The 19,000-nt window shown below is 71.1% G+C and carries 13 protein-coding genes and 1 pseudogene; 5 read left to right on the top strand and 9 right to left on the bottom strand.

From position 1 onward, the window contains the following. Nucleotides 1-3: 3 nt before the first annotated feature. A complete protein-coding gene (locus ACN28I_RS40395; protein WP_420947219.1) occupies nt 4-237 on the bottom strand; it encodes a hypothetical protein in 234 nt (77 codons plus the stop codon). Nucleotides 238-526: 289 nt separating this feature from the next. Between ACN28I_RS40395 and ACN28I_RS40400 the strand changes: the two genes are divergently transcribed. Together ACN28I_RS40400 and ACN28I_RS40405 are read left to right on the top strand one after the other, a co-directional pair. Continuing rightward, entirely contained in the window at nt 527-3,301 is a 2,775-nt protein-coding gene (locus ACN28I_RS40400; protein WP_420947220.1) for a kelch repeat-containing protein, read from the top strand. Between the two features lie 118 nt (nt 3,302-3,419). Beyond that, complete coding sequence (locus ACN28I_RS40405) at nt 3,420-5,114, top strand: amidase (RefSeq protein WP_420947221.1); 1,695 nt, start codon at nt 3,420-3,422, stop codon at nt 5,112-5,114. Nucleotides 5,115-5,277: 163 nt separating this feature from the next. On the opposite strand, the gene ACN28I_RS40410 is transcribed toward ACN28I_RS40405, so the two are convergent. The 3 genes and pseudogenes from ACN28I_RS40410 to ACN28I_RS40420 form a co-directional block, all read right to left on the bottom strand. Next, nucleotides 5,278-7,755, bottom strand: coding sequence for a tetratricopeptide repeat protein (locus ACN28I_RS40410; protein ID WP_420947222.1), 2,478 nt, complete (start codon nt 7,753-7,755; stop codon nt 5,278-5,280). Between the two features lie 31 nt (nt 7,756-7,786). After that, nucleotides 7,787-8,446: pseudogene (locus ACN28I_RS40415) on the bottom strand (serine/threonine-protein kinase); the annotation flags it as partial. A 131-nt stretch (nt 8,447-8,577) separates the two neighbouring features. Next, nucleotides 8,578-9,051, bottom strand: coding sequence for a GNAT family N-acetyltransferase (locus tag ACN28I_RS40420; RefSeq protein WP_420947223.1), 474 nt, complete (start codon nt 9,049-9,051; stop codon nt 8,578-8,580). Nucleotides 9,052-9,145: 94 nt separating this feature from the next. Between ACN28I_RS40420 and ACN28I_RS40425 the strand changes: the two genes are divergently transcribed. From ACN28I_RS40425 to ACN28I_RS40435, 3 genes are read left to right on the top strand one after another with little or no spacing between them, the layout of a single operon-like run. Continuing rightward, a complete protein-coding gene (locus ACN28I_RS40425) occupies nt 9,146-10,018 on the top strand; it encodes a WGR domain-containing protein (RefSeq protein ID WP_420947224.1) in 873 nt (290 codons plus the stop codon). A gap of 31 nt (nt 10,019-10,049) precedes the next feature. After that, nucleotides 10,050-10,457 carry a hypothetical protein gene (locus tag ACN28I_RS40430; protein ID WP_420947225.1) on the top strand — a complete coding sequence of 136 codons (408 nt, stop codon included), beginning with the start codon at nt 10,050-10,052 and terminating at the stop codon, nt 10,455-10,457. Beyond that, nucleotides 10,454-11,161: a hypothetical protein gene (locus ACN28I_RS40435; protein ID WP_420947226.1), complete on the top strand. Its 708-nt coding sequence runs from the start codon at nt 10,454-10,456 to the stop codon at nt 11,159-11,161. Before ACN28I_RS40430 ends, ACN28I_RS40435 begins: the two co-directional genes overlap by 4 nt. A 9-nt stretch (nt 11,162-11,170) precedes the next feature. Here the strand turns inward: ACN28I_RS40435 and ACN28I_RS40440 are convergent, their stop codons facing one another. From ACN28I_RS40440 to ACN28I_RS40460, 5 genes are all read right to left on the bottom strand, one after another. Continuing rightward, nucleotides 11,171-12,007: a hypothetical protein gene (locus ACN28I_RS40440; RefSeq protein ID WP_420947227.1), complete on the bottom strand. Its 837-nt coding sequence runs from the start codon at nt 12,005-12,007 to the stop codon at nt 11,171-11,173. A 229-nt stretch (nt 12,008-12,236) separates the two neighbouring features. Further along, on the bottom strand, nt 12,237-13,679 hold the full coding sequence (locus ACN28I_RS40445) for a B12-binding domain-containing radical SAM protein (protein WP_420947228.1): 1,443 nt from the start codon (nt 13,677-13,679) through the stop codon (nt 12,237-12,239). Nucleotides 13,680-13,706: 27 nt separating this feature from the next. Then, the gene (locus tag ACN28I_RS40450; RefSeq protein WP_420947229.1) at nt 13,707-14,570 is read right to left on the bottom strand and encodes an acyl-CoA desaturase; all 864 of its coding nucleotides are present in this window, start codon (nt 14,568-14,570) and stop codon (nt 13,707-13,709) included. Between the two features lie 79 nt (nt 14,571-14,649). Next, complete coding sequence (locus ACN28I_RS40455; protein ID WP_420947230.1) at nt 14,650-17,190, bottom strand: FAD-dependent oxidoreductase; 2,541 nt, start codon at nt 17,188-17,190, stop codon at nt 14,650-14,652. A gap of 30 nt (nt 17,191-17,220) precedes the next feature. Continuing rightward, nucleotides 17,221-18,807, bottom strand: coding sequence for an FAD-binding oxidoreductase (locus ACN28I_RS40460; RefSeq protein ID WP_420947231.1), 1,587 nt, complete (start codon nt 18,805-18,807; stop codon nt 17,221-17,223). Nucleotides 18,808-19,000: the final 193 nt, after the last annotated feature.

The following is a 19,000-nucleotide window of genomic DNA, read 5'->3' on the forward strand; positions in this document are numbered from 1 at the left end:
GCGTCAGGGCATGCTCGGACGATGGGGCGGCTGCCTGCGCCTGGACAGGCGGACGGACACCACGGCGAAGGCCGCCGCCGCCACCACGAGCACCGCCACCCAGTACCAGAGCGCCGGGCTGCTCGAGACGTACTGGTCCACCCGCTGACTGTCCGTGGGAGGCGCCATCTGCGCGAGCGCCATCATCGGAGTGAGCAGGAACAGGACCCAGGCCGGAATCATCTGTGAGGTCTTCATCGCCCCCGAAAGCTGAGCATGTGTTCGGGGGGGAACAAGCGGCGGGCCCGGTGCCGCCTGCCCGCTCTCCAGGGGCTCCAGGAGCGGCTCCCGGCCTCGCCGGCCCCCGCCTTCACCCGGATTTCTTCTTTGCCCTCGAATCCAGGGCAGGCCCCCGCGTCTTCCGCCCCGAGCGCTGGTGTACAACTGCGCCGCCCGCCTGCTCCGGCTGTCCTGGACCCCGACGGGAGTGCCGGGAACGAGGCGGCGGCTGGCCACAGAGCGGCGCGTCCGAACCATGAGGGAACCCATGCGGTCTGAGAACCCCCCGAAGAGCTGGAGCGGCCTCCGCTACCGGATGCTGATGGCCCTGAGCGCGCTGTGGCTCGCGGCCTGTGGCGGCGAGCTGCCACTGGACTCGGACAGCGTGAGCACGAGCCCGCGGGGACTGGGCAGCACCCACAAGGTGCTCATCCTGGCGGCGACGGTGACGGGTGGCACGAGCAGCGTGGAGGCGGTGGCCGCCCGGAACCTGGGCTACACGGTGGAGGTCGTCTCCGATGCTGCCTGGGCCGCGAAGAGCTCGGCGGACTTCGCGGGCTACCGCGCCATCATCCTCGGGGATGCCACGTGCAGCGGCAGCCTGAGTCTGATCTCCGCGGCGTCGAAGAGCCGCGCCATCTGGGGCCCCGTGGTGGACGGCAACGTCATCATCATGGGCACGGATCCGGTGTACCACTACAAGGATCAGGTCACGAAGAACGCCGTCCAGTTCGCCGCCGCGCAGGAGGGCAGGACGGGCGCGTATATCAACCTGAGCTGCTACTACCACGACGCCGAGCCCAGGACGCCGGTGCCGGTGCTGGAGCCGTTCGGCGCCTTCTCGGTGACGGGCGTGGGTTGCTACGACGACGCGCACATCGTGGCCTCGCACCCGGCGCTGACGGGCCTGACGGACACCCTCCTGTCCAAGTGGGCCTGCTCCGTGCACGAGGCCTTCGATTCCTTCCCGGCCGCCAACTTCACCCCGCTCGCCATCGCGAGGGATCCGCTGTACGGCGCGCGCCTGCCGGGCTCGCTGGACTTCGCGGACGGCTCGCACGGGGTGCCCTACATCCTGGCTCGCGGTGCCACGCCCGTGCGTTGCGGCGACAGCGTGGTGCAGTACCCCGAGGAGTGTGACACCGGCGCCAGCAACGGCGTGCCGGGCACGCTCTGCTCGTCCGTGTGCCGCCTGCGCTGGTGCGGTGACGGCACGCTGGACCCGGGCGAGCAGTGCGACACCGGTGCGGCCAATGGCTCCGGCGCGTGCAGCGCTTCCTGCCGGTCCGTCGCCGTCAACCGTGCGCCGGTGGCGAAGTGCAAGGATGTGACCCTTCCGGCCGGACCCACCTGCAGCGCCGTGGTCCCCTCCGTCAATGACGGCTCGTATGATCCGGATGGAGACGCGCTGCAGTGCACCCAGGGGCTCGTCGGCTCCCTGGGCCTGGGCTCGCACCTCGTGGGGCTGACGTGCCTGGACCCGTCCGGCCTGCTGTCGAGCTGCGCGGGGACGGTGACCGTCGCGGACACCACGCCGCCGGCCATCACCTGTCCGGACAACATCGTGGCCGAGTGCGCTGGCAACCGTCACACCATTCTCAACGCCCCCGTCTCGCGCTTCAGCGACAACTGCAGTGCGATCTTCGGCGGCCCCACCACGGGTCCCGCCGTCATCGTGGGCCAGACGGAGACGTTCACGCACTTCGCCCAGGATCCAGGCGGCAACGTCGCCTCCTGCTCCTTCACCATGACGGTGAGGGACACCCTGGCCCCCGAGGTGTCGCTGGTGGGCTCCTCCTCGGTGACGCTCGAGTGTGGCAAGCCCTACGTCGAGCCGGGCGCGGTGGCCACCGACCGGTGCTACGGGGACCTGTCGGCCGCGGTGACCGTCTCCGGCTCCGTCAACACCCGCGTGGCTGGCACCTATGCCCTCACGTACTCGGCGAAGGACGGCTCCGGCAACGTGGGCCGCGCGTCCCGTACGGTCACGGTCGTTCCGGGCGCCTCCGGCTCGTGCGAGGACCGGGGCGGTGGCTGGAGCCTGACGGGCAGCATGGCCCTGCCGAGGCTGCTCCACACCGCCACGCTGCTGGAGGATGGCCGCGTGCTGGTGGCCGGTGGCTTCAACACCACCTCGGAGGTCTACGACCCGAAGACCCGGACGTGGTCCGCCACGGGCAACACCCTGGGCTCGCACCGGGGCCACACGGCCACCCGGCTTCAGGACGGACGGGTGCTCATCGCGGGCGGTGGGGTGTGCCCCATCACCAGCGCCACCGCCGAGGTGTACGTGCCGGCCCTGGGGAAGTGGAAGCCCGCGGGCATCCTCAACACCCAGCGCTATCACCACAGCGCGGTCCTGCTGCCCAACGGCAAGGTGCTGGTGGCCGGTGGCCGCACCGGTGAGTACGACAGCGCCACGCTGGCCTCGGCCGAGCTGTATGACCCGGCCACCAACACCTGGTCCTCTACTGGTGGGCTGAACACGGCTCGCGCCTTCCACACCATGACCCTGCTGCCTGGCGGCAAGGTGCTGGTGACGGGCGGCGGCGATGCCTCCGGCCACCCGCTCTCCTCCGCGGAGCTGTATGACCCGGCGACCGGGAGGTGGACGGCCGTGACGGGCCTGGGCACGGGCCGCGCTTCCCATACCGCCACCCTGTTGCCCGACGGCAAGGTGCTGGTCGCGGGTGGCGCGGGCCTGGACGTGGCGCTGAGTGCTTCGGCGGAGGTGTATGACCCGGCCCGCAACACGTGGTCGGTCTCGGGCGGCATGGGCTCCCCGCGCCAGTTCCACACCGCCAACGTGCTCCCGGATGGCCGGGTGCTGGTGGCCGGTGGCTACCACCCGCTCACGGGCATCATGACGACGTCCGAGCTCTATGACCCGGCCACGGGCACGTGGCGCGTGACGGCGGCCATGAATGTGGACCGCTACCAGCACACCGCCACCCTGCTCGGCGACGGCACGGTGCTCGCGGTGGGCGGCGTGAGCAACACCGGCCAGGCGTCGGCCGAGTACTACGGCCTGACGACGCTGTAACCCGCGTTCCCCTCGTCGAGGGCCTGGGAGGGCGGTGCTCGCCGCCCTCCCGGTCTCGCACGGAAGGTGTGGGCGGGGTTGTGGCCGCCCGCGTCCGCTGTTGTACTCGGCGCCCTCCATGAAGAAGCCCACTCCTCCTCCCGGAAACTCCCAGGGCCTGAGCCGCCGCGCGCTCCTCGGTGGCGCCGCCGCCGCCAGCACGCTGGCCGCCCTGGATGTCCATGCACAGCCCTCCCCGGGGAACGCCGCGCGCGCTCCCGCTCCCGCTCCCGCTCCCAGCGTCGGCTCCTTCGAGCTCGAGGAGGCCACCGTCTCCGAGCTCCAGGCCGCCATGCAGTCGGGACGCCACTCCGCTCACGGCCTCGCCGAGCGCTACCTCGCGCGCATCCAGGAGCTGGATCGCCAGGGCGACACTCCGCTCAAGTCCGTCATCGAGCTCAACCCGGATGCCCTCGCCATCGCCACGGCGCTCGATGAGGAGCGCAAGGCGAAGGGGCCTCGCGGCCCGCTGCACGGCATCCCCGTCCTCATCAAGGACAACATCGGCACGGCGGACAAGATGCAGACCACCGCCGGCTCCCTCGCCCTCGTGGGCGCCGTCCCCTCGCGCGACGCCTTCATCGTGGAGCGGCTGCGCGCCGCGGGCGCCGTCATCCTCGGCAAGACGAACCTCAGCGAGTGGGCCAACTTCCGCTCCACGCACTCCTCCAGCGGATGGAGCGGGCGCGGTGGCCAGTGCCGCAATCCCTACGCCCTCGACCGGACGCCCTCGGGCTCCAGCTCGGGCTCCGGCGCCGCCACCGCCGCCAACTTCTGCGCCGTGTCCGTCGGCACCGAGACGGATGGCTCCATCGTCTCTCCCTCGGCCGCGAGCTCGCTCGTCGGCCTCAAGCCCACCCTCGGGCTCGTGAGCCGCTCGGGCATCATCCCCCTCTCGCACAGCCAGGACACCGCCGGCCCCATGACGCGCACCGTGGCCGATGCCGCCGCGCTCCTGAGCGTCCTCGCGGGCATTGATCCGGCCGACACCGTGACCGCCTCGAGCAAGGGCCACGCGCACGCGGACTACACGCGGTTCCTCGACCCGAATGGTTTGAAGGGCGCCCGCATCGGCGTTCCTCGCGAGCGCTTCTTCGGCTACCACCCCGCCACCGATAAGCTCGTCGCGCAGGCGCTCGAGCTCATGAAGGCGCAGGGCGCCGTCATCGTCGATGAGGCCAACATCCCCACCGCCTCGAAGCTGGATGAGCCGGAGATGGAGGTGCTCCTCTATGACTTCAAGGCGGACATCGAGGCGTACCTCGCCGGGCTCGGGGACAGGACCCGGTTGAAGACGCTCGCGGACCTCATCCGCTTCAACGAGGAGCACCGCGACACCGAGCTCCCCTGGTTCGGCCAGGAGCTCTTCCTCAAGGCCCAGGAGAAGGGGCCCCTCACCGACAAGAAGTACCTCAAGGCCCTCGCGGCCTGCCGGAAGCTGTCGCGCGAGCAGGGCATCGATGCCGTCATGGCGAAGCACAAGCTCGATGCCCTCGTCGCTCCGACCCAGGCTCCGGCGGGCTTCATCGACCTGGTGAACGGCGACCACTGGCTGGGCAGCAGCTCGTCGCCCGCCGCCGTCGCCGGCTACCCCAGCATCACCGTCCCCGCTGGTTATGTGGCCGGTCTGCCCGTGGGTGTCTCCTTCATCGGCCGTGCGTGGAGCGAGCCCGTGCTTCTGCGTCTCGCCTTCGCCTACGAGCAGGCCTCCAAGCACCGCCGTGCGCCGGGGTTCGCTCCGACCGCGGATCTGCGCCAGGTGGCCAAGGTCTGACTCGCGGTTCTCGGAGGGGGCACGGGTCCAACCTGGGGCCCGGGCACCCTCACCCCGTCCCTCTCCCGAAGGGAGAGGGGTGGTTGGCGCGCTCCCTTCAGACTGGTCCGACCATCGGACCAGTTGCACCCCCTCGCGGCCGGAACCCTCCCTGGGTTGGTGCTTACGGCGGCGCGGGAAGCGCCAGGGCGTTGGGGGCCGTCTTCGGCTCGTACCGCTTCAGCACCGTGTCGAGCTGGGCCAGTTCGTTCGCGCGGAGGATGGGCGTCCGGGCATAGGTGGCTCGCGCCGCCGTGGCCAGCTTCAGGACCCGCTCCGGCTGCTGCCCCGTGTCCTTCAGCGACCGGGCCAGCGCGGATTGCACCGTGGCCTGGTACTCCGGGCGGCCCTTGTGGTTCCCGACGATCTGCAGCGCCTTCTCCAGCAGGGCAATGGCCTCCGAGGCCTTGCCCAGCTTGCGCAGGGCCTCGCCCTTGCCCGCCATCAGCAGCGCTCCCACCGGCGACTCCAGGTCCGCCGTCTTCTCGAACAGGGCCCGCACCTGCTCGAACAGCGCGAGCGCCTTCGCCGGCTGGCCCATCTCGAGATGGCTGTTGGCGATGTCCATGCGGATGAGCGACGTGTTGAAGTGATCGGCTCCCAGGAACCGCTCGCGCAGCTCCAGCACCTGCTGCCGCAGCCGCAGCGCCTTGTCATGCTGGCCCCGGACCGCGTGCAGCGTCGCCAGTCCGCTCAGCGTCTGCGTGTGGATGTGGTGCTGCTGCGATGGCTCCTTCTTCGTCAGCTCCAGCACCTGCTGGAAGGTCTGCTGGGCCTGTCCCAGCCGCTCCAGCGCCATCTGGGCCTCGGCCACCCGCACCAGGGACTGCAACGCCTCCGCGCTCTCCGGGCCCGTGAGCGTCCGGAACTGGCGCGCGGCCTCCTCGTAGTGCTCCAGCGACTCGGCGTCCCGCCCCTGCTCGCTGTCCAGCTCGCCCGCCGAGAGGTGGTAGTTCGCCCACTCCTCCGAGTTGGAGCGGAAGGCCCGCTTCACGATCTCCCGCACCCGGTCGAGGATGCGGCGCGCGTCGGACAGCCGCCCCTGCATCACATACGTGTTCGACAGGTTCATCATCGGGTGGACGAGGAACGGGTGCAGCGGACCCAGGTTCCGCTCCCCCACGGAGACGAGCGTCTCCAGGGCCCGCAGTGACTCGTCCATGCGGTCCAGGTTGCCCAGCGCGGCCAGCGAGTTGCTCGCGTAGCGCAGCGTCATCGAGTGCGCCGGGCCGAGCGTCTGCTCCGCCAGGGCGAAGGCCTTGTCGAAGGACTCGTACGCCTCGGGGAAGTTGCCCTGCTGGTAGAAGGCCAGGCCCCGGTTGTTGTGGTAGATGGCCCGCAGCTCCCCGTTCTCTCCCAGCCGGTCGAGCGAGGCCTGCGCGAAGGCCTGCCAGCGGCTGGCCTCTTCCACCGGGCCCCGCTGGTTGTAGTAGCCCATCAGCCGCACGGTGGCCGAGGTGGCGATGGTGTCGTGCCGCGAGGCGTGCGCCAGCCACAGCGACTCGGTGAGCAGCGGCGGCACGCCCTTGTTCTCCCCGGAGATGATCTGCACCCACGCCTGCATGAAGAGCGCCTCGGCATGCACCGGCGAGTAGCCCAGCGTGGGCGCCCGCTGCGCGACTTCCGTGGCCAGCTCCAGGGCCTCCTTGAACTTGCCGGCCTCGGTGAGCGCCTTGACGCGGGCGAGCTGCGCGCGGACGGCCTCCACCGAGCGGCGGGTGGTGGCGTCCTCGGGCGGCTTCACCTCGGACATGAGCGCCTCCACGTCCGCGCAGCCCCACAGGCGCCGCAGCGAGCTGGTGGCGAAGATGGCCTTCTCCACCACCGTCTCGTCCGCGTCGGTGAAGACCTCGGTGAGCGCGGCCAGCTCCTGCCGGCGGCCCTCCAGGCACGCCATGCGCAGGGACATGACGGCCTCGGACTGCTCGCCCCGGATGCGGGTGGCCGCGCAGGTGTCCTGGTGCATCGCCTGCCACTCCTGGGTGTACACGTCGAGCGCCTCGCGCACGCGCACCCAGGTGTCACGGGCATAGTCCCGGCCCGTGGCGAAGAAGGCCTTCTCGATGGCCGTCTTGCGCGGCACGTCCCAGATGCCCACCAGCTTTTCCGGGCCTCCGGTGCACAGCTGCGCCCGGCGCTGGTGCCAGGAGGACCAGGCCAGCGCGGTCGAGCCCATGACCAGCAGGCTCAGCCCCGCGGCCGCCAGCCCGCGGCGGCGCATCCGGGCCGGGTCCCTCTCCAGGATGGCCAGCAGTGCGTCCAGCGAGGGGTAGCGGGCCTCCGGCGCCGTGTCGAGGGCGCGCAGCAGGGCGCGCATCACCCAGGGCGGCACCTTGGAGTAGGACGGCGGGGGGTTGATGCGCCCGGCCAGCACGTTCTCCCTGCGCTCGCTGGGAGAGGTGCCCTCGAAGGGGCGCACGCCGTAGAGCGCTTCCCACAGCGACACGGCGAAGGAGAACTGATCGCTGCGCGCGTCCGCGGTGGCGCCGCGGAACTGCTCGGGCGCCATGTAGGCCGGCGTGCCCATCACCGCGCCCCGCTGCGTCAGGTTCAGCTCCAGCAGGCTGTGCCCCTTGATGGGGCCGGTGTCCTGGGCCGGCACGTCGGCCCCGAGCTTCCGCGGGAGCGTTGTGCGGGCGCGCCAGGCCGAAGTCCGTCACCCGGACGCGGCCGTCCTTGCCCACCAGGACGTTGGTGGGCTTGAAGTCGCGGTGGACGAGCCCCGCGGCGTGCGCGGCGGCCAGTCCCCGGCCCGCGGCCAGGTAGGCGGTGAGCAGCTCCCTCCAGCTCCGCGGCTTCTCCCGCTCCCACTGCAGCAGCGTCTGGCCGTCCACCAGCTCCATGGCCATGAAGACCTGGGCGTCGTGCTGGTGCACGTCGTAGATGGCCACCACGTTGGGATGGGACAGCCGGGCCATGGCCTGCGCCTCGCGCAGCAGCCGGGCCCGGCCCGAGGACACCTCGGGGCCTCCGTCCGGATCTCCGGGCGGCAGCAGCTTCAGCGCCACCTTCCGGTCCAGCACCGAGTCGTACGCGGCGTACACCATCCCCATGCCGCCCTCGCCCAGGGGCTCCAACACCACGTACCGGTCCAGGGGCGTCCCCCGGCCGAGCGTGGGTGCCTCATGGGGTAGGGCGCCGGAGCCAGGCCCTTTCACGTCCCCCGTGCCGATGTTCACCGTGCGCCGGTCGTCCGTCACGACCGTGTGCCGGGGCTCCTCGGGCACGAGCGTGCGCCGCTCGTCACCCTCACCCACGAGGGTGCGGCGCTCTTTGTCATCGAAGGACGTCATGCGGCCTCGCTACCACGCTGCTCCCACGCAGGATGTCACGCCCGCGTGGACGCGAGAACGGATCGTCTCACCGATTCGGCAATCAATGCGCGGCGACGCTCCGCGGCAGGCCGGATGGAGGGCAACCGGGCTCAAGCCGCCCGGGCCAGCCGCTCCAGCGCGTCCCCCGTGACACGGAAGACCGTCCACTCGTTCATCGGCACCGCGCCGAAGGACTTGTAGAACTCGATGGAGGGGGTGTTCCAGTCCAGCACGGACCACTCGAAGCGCCCGCAGCCCCGCTCCACGGCGAGCTTCGCCAGGTGCGACAACAGGCGCTTGCCGTGCCCCCGGCCGCGCTGCTCGGGCAGGACGAAGAGGTCCTCCAGGTAGATGCCCGGCTTGGAGAGGAAGGTGGAGTAGTTGTGGAAGAAGAGGGCGAAGCCCACCACCTGCCCGCCGTCCTCGGCCAGGACGACCTCGGCGTAGGGCCGCTCGCCGAAGAGGTGCTGGTTCAGGTCCTCCTCGCGCAGGACGACTTCATGGGACAGCTTCTCGTACTCGGCCAGGGCCCGGATGAGCCGGGCGATGGCGGGGACATCCGCGGGGGTGGCTGAACGAATCATGCGGGGGATGCTAACGCTCCGGCCGCACGGGTGGGGCCGTGTCGTAGTAGCGTCCGGCCCGCATCCGCACACCCGGTACGGGAGGGGCAGCACCATGCGCAGGTTCGAATTCGTCGAGGGCACCAGCGCGAAGTTCTGGATGGCCGAGGTCCAGGGCCACACCTTCATCGTGGTGTACGGACGGCTGGGCACCGACGGGCAGCGCAAGGAGAAGGAGTTCTCCGACGAGGAGGGCGCCCGGCGCGAGTACGAGCGCAAGGTGGCCGAGAAGCTGCGCGAGGGCTACCACGAGGTGTCCGCCGGGTCCGCCCCGGCTGCCAAGGGGGAGAAGGGGGCGAAGGGCACCGCCGCCGCCGCTCCGAAGCTCTCGCTGCCTCCCCGGGTGCGTGGGGGCAAGCCCACCGCCGCTCAGGTGACGGTGGCCGCCGAGGCGCTCACCGCGCTCGACTCGCGGGTGGGAGGGCGGAGCTGGAAGGTGGCGCTCCAGGCCCGCCGGGCGAGGCGCGCGCTCCGGGCGCTCGGGGGCGTGGACCCGGACAGCCACGCCGCCCTGGACCCGGTGTTCACGTCGCTGATGGCGAAGGTGCTGGCGCCCCGGGGCGAGCCGCGGCTGCCGCTGTGGGTGGCCCTGGAGCTGCTGTCCGAGCTGGACGCCTCGGCCTTCCTCCGGACGCTGGAGCAGTGGAAGCGGGCTCCCGCCGGTGCGCCGGCCCAGGCCGCCATCGGGCTGCTGTCCCGCCAGGCCGAGGTGCTCGGGGAGCCCGAGCTGGCGCTGCGCCTGGGCTCGCTGCTGGAGGAGCGCCCCCGTGCCTCGGGAGAGGGCTGGGAGAAGCGCTGGAGCACGCTGCGCCCGCACCTCGAGGGGCACCTGGCCGCGGGAGGCAGCTCGCTGCCGGCCCTGCTGCGCTCCCTGGATGCCGGGGGCGATGCACGCCTCGCCGAGCGCCTGTCCCGTCTGGGCGGGTGAGGGGTGGTGGTACCCTGGCGGGACCATGAACATGTCCCGCTGGTGTTGGTTGCCCGTGCTCGCGCTGTGCGCGGCCGGGTGTGCTTCAGGCAGGAGCGGCTCGCGCGCTTCCTCGGGTTCCGCCACGGAGCGGCGCGCGGACGAGCTGGAGGCGCGCAACGCGGAGCTTCGCGCGGAGCTGGATCGCAAGAGGGCCGAGCTCCAGCAGTCCTACCAGGTGGTGGCGCAGGCGGAGGGCGCCGCCAGGCTGAGCAACCTGGGCTGCGCGGGCGTGGCTCCGGCCAACGCGCAGGTGCAGGGGCTGCCCCAATCAGGAGCCGTCCATGCCCGGTTCCAGCTTCGTGGCCAGCTCCACCGCATGACGGCCACCTTCGCCGCGCCCCGCACGGCGGGCGCCTGGCGCGTGTCCCAGGGCACCTGCAAGGTGGTGGGTCCATGAGGGCCCTCTCCCTGGGCCTCCTGGTGCTGTGGGCCCTCTCGGGCGCCGGCTGTGCCACGAACCCCGCCACGCGGCTGCGCTCGGCGGAGCGGGACCACCAGCGCCTCACCGAGGAGAAGGAGGCGCTCGACCGGGCCCTCCAGTCCGTCTCCCAGTACACCGAGGAGCTGCGCTCGCCCGGCAAGACGGGGCGCTCCTTCTCCATGTACTACACGCCCGCCGCCCTGGAGCAGATGGCCTCGCAGCTGCTGCCCATGCGGATGGCCGCGCGCAACTTCGATCAGAAGCTCCAGGGCGAGGTCATCATCGAGCGCATCACCGACGTGCGCTTCGGCCCGCTCAACACGCTCACCTGCCGGGCCGAGATGCGGGGCGAGAACATCCGCTACACCGGCAGCGTCCCCAAGGCCTACCAGGCCGAGGTCCGCAAGTTCACCTCGGGCGTGGCCTCCGGCGTGGTGGCGGACTTCGTGGTGGAGCTGTCCCTGAGCGGCGGCAACGCCCTGGTGGCCCGGGCCCATGCCTCGCGCACGAAGCTCAAGAGCAACTCCAACGGCCAGGCGGAGGGCATGCTGCGCAACGCCATGAACGAGCGCGTGCTGCGCCTGCCCTTCGCCTTCGATCTCACCCTCCAGGGCGGCAACGCCGTGCCGCGCCGGATGGTGCTCACCGCCAACCACCTGGTGGTGACGTACGCGCCGTAGCGCCGGGGCTCAGTTCCCGCCCGCGGCCGTGCTCTCGGTGGGCGCGGGCGCGGGAGCGGGAGGCTTCAGGTCCGCGAGGCTCGCCGGCTGCTTGTCCATCTCCTCCACCGGGTAGCTCTGGGCCGCCTCGAGGTAGCGCGGCGGCTTCACCTTGCGGCGATCCCTCCAGCTCAGGCCCTCGGGCGAGAGCAGCGACGGCTCGCCTCCCTTGGAGGACTGGACGACGTGGCCATCGCAGAAGAGCCACTCGGTGCTGCCGTCGATGTACTTGCGCGCGTAGTACAGGTCGGTACTGCCCACCTCGGGCGTCTTCGCGCACCACGTCTGGCGTGCCGTCTGCTCCCGCTGCGGCGCCCCCTCCAGCCACTTGCGCTGCGCCTCCTCCAGGGCGATGAGCTGGGCGCCCTCCGCCAGCCGCGCCCGCGACTGCTCCATCAGCGCCGTGCCGCGCTTGGTGATGTCCGGGAACGCCCCGGACTTCGCGAAGCCGCACTTCTGCAGCGCCTGGAGGTTGCCCTGGTGCACCGTCAGCACCTTCTCCAGCGAGCCCGACGCCTCCTTGATCAGCTCCACGGACTGGGCGTAATCCACCGACTGCGGGTTGCTCACCTGCTCCGTCGAGGACAGGAAGCGCGTCATCAGGCCGTTCATCGCGCTCAGCTCGTCCGCCAGCCAGCGGGGCTCCGAGTCACAGATGTTGGCCTGGGCTCCCATGTAGTCCCGGTAGTCCGCACGGGCCATGCCCAGGCTGTACTGCTGCATCGGCGCCACCTTCTTCGCCGCACACGCGCTCAGCGCCAGGCTCATTCCTCCGACGATCCACAGCTTCCGGCTCACGAAATTCATGGCTCCCGACTCTATCGGAGTGAACGGTGATGGTCGATCCACTTTGAAGTCAAACCAACACCAGGGGGATGCGTATATTCTCACAATCCGGGGTATGACGTGAGAGGGCCGTCACGTGTTGGAAGGCGCTGCCTGCCTGCCTGGAGTCCATCCAGGAGGGCATGCCCGGCCTCTCCATGAGTACCCCGAGCCCCCCGGCTGGCCCGGCGGCAAGTAGTCCGTCCGCGGCTCAGCCCGCCAGGGCCACGGAGCCCGGCGGGCCGATGCGCTGGGGCTCGAGTCCCAGCCGCACCATCTGCTGCGCATCCCACGCCTCGATGGGGTCCATCCCGGCGATGTAGCGCCGTGCGGTGTTCTTCACCGGGTTGCGGATGCTCAGGATCTCCGGCCCCGAGAAGAGGATGGTGCTGCGGTAGCGGGGCAGGTCGCTCATCGCCAGCTTGGACCCGTAGTGCCGGGCGATGTTGGAGAAGCTGCCGAGCGTGTGGCACAGCCGCTGGAAGTGCTCCACCACCTCCGAGGGGTGCAGGTTCTTCGGACGGTGGCACAGCGTGTAGCCGTCATAGTCGCGGCTGATGGTGCCGGGCAGCAGGCGGCCCTCGGAGGCCACCTCGCGGAAGAAGGGCGTCTCCGGGTAGGGGCTGACGATGCCCAGGAAGGTGATGGAGAAGTAGCGCAGGTCCGCGAGGTACTGGGGCACCTTCTCCAGGTACGCGTTGGTGTCTCCGTCCGAGCCGACGATGAGCCCGAAGGACAGCAGGATGCCGCTGGAGAACGCGCGCCGGATGACGGCGTTCACCTCGGACAGCTTGTTCTGGCCCTTGTTCATGGCCTCGATGGAGTCGGGGTTGAGCGACTCCAGGCCGGTGTAGATGTAGCGGCAGCCGGCGCGGCCCATCAGCTTCACCAGCGCCTCGTCCTTGAGCACGTTGAAGGTGAGCGCGCAGCCCCAGGTCTTCTTCAGCGGGAGGAGCGCCTCGCACAGCTCGCGCAGGTACTTGGGCGAGCCACCCAGGTTGTTGTCCAGGAAGACGAACGCGTCATCCATCAGCCCGAGGAAGTTCTTGTTCCAGCGCATGCGCGTCTGGATTTCGTGGATGACGTCGGGGACGGGGCGGTAGCGGTAGCGCTCGTGCCCGGTGAGCACGCAGAAGTTGCAGCTGAAGGGGCAGCCGCGCGAGGCCTCGATGCCGGGCAGGCGCACCTTGTTGTGCGAGAAGTCGATGAGATCGTAACGGTACGGCCGGATGTCCGTGACGCCCTTGGACTTCAGCTCGTAGCGCTTCTTCAGCTCCCCCTTCTGGAAGTCCGCCACGAGCGCGGGGACGTTGGGCTCGGGCTCGCCGGTGATGACGGCGTCGAAGTACTTCTCGCAGTCGTCGGGGAAGTGGCTCGCGTGCCGCCCGCCCGCCACCGTCACGATGCCGCGCTGGCGGAAGAGCGTGGAGAGCACCTTGGTGTGCTCGTAATAGGAGTGCAGGTACGAGAAGAAGACGAGATCCCAGTCCCGGTCGAGCGGGATGTCCGTCTCCTTCTCGTTGTAGAGCTCGATCTCCGCGTCCTCGGGGCAGAGCCCGGCGATGAGCTCGGGCACCGAGGACTGCATGATGGACGGCTCCTTGATGCGCTGCCGGGTCGGGTGCGTATAGGTGGAGATGACGGCGATCCGCATGGGGTTGCCTCTCTGGAAGGAAGGGTCTCAGACCGTGGGGGCTTCTTGCTGGGCCTCGGGAGCGCGCTGGCCGGGGAGCCGCACGTCCCAGGCGAGGCCGAGCCAGCGCAGCAGCCGGATGAAGGCCCAGCCCGGGTCCAACTGCCACCAGCCCTGGCCGTGCCGCGCCGAGCCGGGGAAGGCGTGGTGGTTGTTGTGCCAGCCCTCGCCGAGCGCGAGCACGGCGACCCACCACACGTTGCGGCTGAGGTCGCGCGTGTCGTGGCTTCGGAAGCCGAAGGCCTTCACGTGGCAGACGGAGTTCACGCAGTAGGTGCTCTGCATCCAGCACACCACGGGCAGGAAGAAGCAGGCGGGCACCAGGCTCCAGCCGAGCGTCACGCCGAAGAGCACCACCGCGAGCACCTGGGGCACCATCCGGTAGCGCACCAGCCAGTGGTAGTAGGGGTCACTGGCGAGGTCCCGGCAGTACGTCCGCCACGCCTCGGGCTCCGTCGAGTCGTCATCGAGGATCCATCCCATGTGCGAGTACCAGAAGCCGCGCAGCGGGGAGTGGATGTCCTGGGGAAGGTCGGTGTGGACGTGGTGGATGCGGTGGGTGGCGGCCCAGAGCAGCGGGCTGCCCTGGCCGGTGAGCATGGCCACGGTGACGAGCGCGTACTCGACCCAGCGCGGGCAGTGGAAGGCGCGGTGGCTGAGCAGCCGGTGCAGCCCCACCGTGGTGCCGAGCCCGATGCTCACGTACATGACGAGCGCCACGGGGAGCGCGTAGGGCGGCCAGGGCAGCCAGAAAGCGGAAGCGGCGAGCCCGTGCACCAGCACCATGTAGGCGACGATGGCCTTGTTGGTGCGAGGACGGCGGAACGGCTCGGACGGTGTGGCGGACGGCATGTGCGAAGCCCCCTCTGCCGCCTCTTTCCCAAGAAGGGTGTGACGACACCGTGACAGAGGGGCGGCCGGAGTATGACCGTCAGGCCTGACGAACAGCGAGCGCGCTGGGGAGCGGCGCGGCCCTGGTCTCGTCCATCCAGCGCACCATCCGCTCGACGAAGCGGGGCGCGTCCTCCATCTGGGGCACGTGCCCGACGTCCTCCATGGGTTCGAAGCACCAGTCCGGACGCAGGGCGGCCAGGGCCTCCGAGGAGGCCACGGGCACCAGCCGGTCCTGCCTGCCATGCATCAGCAGGGTGGGGGCACGCACGCCACGCACCCAGGACTCGAAACGGCCGCGGCCCAGGAGCGTGAGGATCATCGAGCGCGTGGCCCGCAGGTAGCTGGCGGAGTGGCCCAGGGGCATGCGCTCCATGCGCTCGGCGACGAGGGCCGTGTTCTCCTCCACCACCTCCCGGGGGACGCGCCGCACGTCCGCGCACCCGAGGGTGAGCAGGTCCATGAACAAGCCGCGCGCACCGCCGCGCCTGCCATCGCGCCACACCATGTACTCGCCCACTCCCGGCATCGTGTGCAGCACGAGCCGTCCGGCCTGCACCGGATCCAACCGCGTGCCGCGCGGGGGCGGCTGCGCGGGGCTGACGAGCACGAGTCCCGCCGTGGTCTCCGCCGCCTGCGCCGCCTGGGCGAGCGCCACCAGCCCGCCCCAGGAGTTGCCCACCAGCACCGCGGGCCCGCCCACCACCTCCGTGAGGAAGTGGTGGAGCATCTCGCGCTGGCTCGCCACGCCGACGGAGCGCCCGGCCATGGGTGTGCGCCCGAAGCCGATGAGATCCACCGCGAGTACCCGCGCGTGCTTCGTCAGCAGGGGCGCGGCGGGGAGCCAGTTGAGATGGCAGCCGCCCAGGCCGTGCAGCATCACCAGCGTGGGCCCGCTCCCGCCATGGTCGGCGTAGTGGACGGGGCCTCCTGGGAGGTTCACCGTCCGCAGTTGCACCGGATTCGCCTGGGACGTGGTGAGCCGGACCTCGTTCACCGCGGACAGCCGGGGACGCTCGGGCAGCGCGTAATGGCTGTGCCAGAGCGTCAGGTAGGCGCGGGCCTCGGACTCCCAGCGCGCATCGTCCCAGCCCAGCTCCTGCTGGCAGATGGCGCGGATGGCGGGCAGGTGCGCCGTGCCACCCCGGGGCAGCAGCAACCCCAGCCGCACGCGCCGCAGCAGCAGGTCATCCAGGTGGACGACGCTCTCGCTGCGGGCCGCCCAGCGCAGCTCCGCCCAGAGCGTGGAGGTGCCGGGGACGGGCTCCAGCTCTCCGGGATGGGCCGCGGCCACCAGCGCGGGTGCCTCCGCTCCGTAGCGCCCTTGCAGGCGCATGCGGGCCTTGGGCGAGAGGGGCGCGTCGTCCAGCGAGGGCGCCGTGCCGAGGAAGGGCCCTTCCGGCTTCAACGCGGCCAGCTCGGGAATCCGGCTCCGGAGGGCACGCAGGGCATCGTGCGCGATGGCGCGGCAGGTGGTGAGCTTGCCGCCGGTGACGGTGACGAGTCCCTCCTCCTCGAGGACGAGGTGCTCGCGGGACTCCTTGGACGGGTCGCTCGCGCCGGAGGAGATGACGGGCCGCACACCGGAGTAGCACGACACCACGTCGTCGAGAGTGAGCCGCAGCGAGGGGAAGCGGGACTCCACCGCCTCCATGAGATAGGCCACCTCCTCGGGGGAGATGGAGGGCTCCTGGTCCAGCGAGGGGTGGTGATCCAGGTCCGTCGTGCCGACGAGCGTGGAGTCCTCCCAGGGCATGATGCACACGAAGCGGTCGCCGCGCGGGTGCCGGAAGCTGATGCCGTGCGAGAGCGGGAAGCGCTGGGACGAGAAGACGAGGTGGCTGCCGCGCAGCGGGCGCAGCCTGGGCGCCGCGGACAGGTGCGCGCGCACCGAGTCGGCCCACACGCCCGTGGCGTTGACGACGGCCCGGGCTCGCACGGTGGCGGAGCGCTGCCCCACGGTGTCCATCAGCTCGACGCCCGCGACGCGGCCCTCCTCGCGGAGCAGGCCGGTGACGCGCACGTGGTTGAGCGCCGAGCCTCCCTCCGCCACGGCCTCGCGGAGGATGCGCAGCACCAGCCGCGCGTCGTCGACCCAGGCCTCGTCATAGGGCACGCCGATGAGCCCGTCCTCTTGCACGAGCGAGGGCTCCAGCTCGCGCAGCCGGGAGGTGGCGTGGTTGCCGCGAGGCCACCTGCCGGTGAGCAGCTCGTAGACGAAGATGCCGGCGCGGCCCTGCCAGTGCCTGCCGCCCTCCTTGGGGTGGCTGGCGAGCATGAAGTCGAGGGGCACCACCAGTCCGTTGCCCTCGGCCATGAGCCGCTGGCGCTCGCGGATGGACTGGCGGACCATGGGCACATCCCCGTTGGCGAGGTAGCGCAGGCCTCCGTGGACGAGCTTGCTGGAGCGGCTCGAGGTGCCCCAGGCGAAGTCGCGCTGCTCGACGAGCAGGGCCTTCAACCCGGCGCGGGTGGCCTCGCGCAGCACGGAGGCGCCGGTGATGCCGCCTCCGATGATGATCAAATCCCAGGGCCGTGCCAGCGCTCCCCAGAGCGTCTCTCGTTCAGTCGATGCGGACATGGTGTGGCGACTCCCCCCTACTGCCTGTGCTCAGACGAGCTTGCCCGGGTTGAGCAGGCCCGTGGGATCGAATGCTCCCAGCATCTGCCGGATGGCGGAGACGCCGAGGGCGCCCTTCTCCGCTTCCAACCAGGGCCGGTGGTCCGTGCCCACGCCGTGCTGGTGGCTGATGGTTCCGCCGTGGGCGGCCATGGCGCGGCTGGCGGCGGTCTTGAGCGCGAGCCAGCGTGCATGGGTCTCTTCGGCATCCTTCCCCAACCGGAAGATGAACGTCGTGTACAGGTTGGAGCCCGTTGGGTACACGTGTGACAGGTGCGTGAAGACGAGTGCCCGCTCGCCCTGGTCCGCGAGGGCCCCGCGCAGGGACTCCTCGACGGCGGCGAGCAGGCGGGGCACGTTGCTCCAGGAGGTGGCCGTCTCCACGGTGTCCACGCCCCAGCCGCGCTCCCAGGCGGCGTTGCGCAGGTAGGGGGCACGGAAGCGGCCCTTGAGCCACTTCTGTCCCAGCAGGGGCACGCGCACCCCGCCGTGCCGGCCCGCGAGGCCCAGGGCGGTGCGCCGGGCGAACTCCACGCCGCGCTGGCTCCCGGACACGCCGAGCACCAGCATGCAGCCGTCCGAGCCCACGCCCCGCAGGGAGAGGGCTCCGGACAGCAGCCCCACCATGCGGGGGTGGCCGGCCAGGGCGAGGTTGATGGCCGTCTCCTGGGGCGTGCTCAGCCGCAGCATGGACAGGGGCGTGCCGCTCTGCACCAGCTCGCGCACGGCGGTGCGGGCGCGCTCCCAGTCGGGGAAGAAGAGGGCGTGGAAGTCCTCGCGCTCGGGCAGCGGGGAGATGCGCACCGTGGCCTCGGTGAGGATGCCCAGGCGCCCCTCGGAGCCGAGCACGAATTCCCGCAGGTCCGGCCCGGTGGCGCTGGCGGGGAAGGAGGGGAGCACCACGGAGCCGGCGGGGGACTCGAGCCGCCCTCCCACGAAGAGGTTCTCGATGCGCCCGTAGCCGAGCGACTGCTGCCCGCGTGAGCGGGTGACGATCCATCCGCCGAGCGTGGACAGCTCGAAGGACTGGGGGAAGTGCCCGAGCGTGTAGCCGCGGGTGCGCAGGGCCTCCTCCAGCCGGGGTCCGCTCACCCCGGCGCCGAAGGTGGCGAGCCGGTCCTCCTCGGAGAGCGAATGGAGCTGCTGGAGACGCTCGAGGGAGACGGTGAGGATGGGGGCGTCACCGGGCGCGACGTTGACGTGGCCGACGACGCTGGTGCCGCCGCCGAAGGGGATGAGGCGGGCGCCCGCGTCGCGCGCATAGGCGAACAGGGCACGCACTTCCTCGGCGTCGCGGGGGAGGGCGACCCCATCCGGGAAGGCGGGGACGCGCCCGCTGCGCAGGACGATGAGGTCGGGAAAGCTCTGGCCGCGCGCATGGCGCAGCCGGAGCCCGGGCTCGGTGGAGACGAGCGGGTGGGGTGGCAGCCGGGAGGGAGGCACCGAGGCCAGCACCTCGGCCAGCGAGGCATCCCGGGGCGGCGTACCGGGCCCGATACGTTCCGCGAGGACGGCCGCGGTGGTGTCCGGCAGCGGGTAGCTGACGGCGGCGTGTCCCCATCCATTCCAGCGCCTCACGACGGCCTCCAGGCGGGGGCGCCCGGCCCTGGCGCTCCTCGCGAAGGACCGCAGTGTGCGGGGGAGCCCCCGCCGCTGGCAAGGGGAGGACGTACCTCATCGGGCAAGCCGTGGAGCCCACCGCCTGGTGGCCTTCGGACAATCCACGTGAGGCTTCCGGCTCCAAGTGTACGGCTCCCAGCAGGTGCGCATC

It is taken from the genome of Archangium gephyra (assembly GCF_049060025.1).
GTDB lineage: Bacteria > Myxococcota > Myxococcia > Myxococcales > Myxococcaceae > Archangium > Archangium gephyra_A.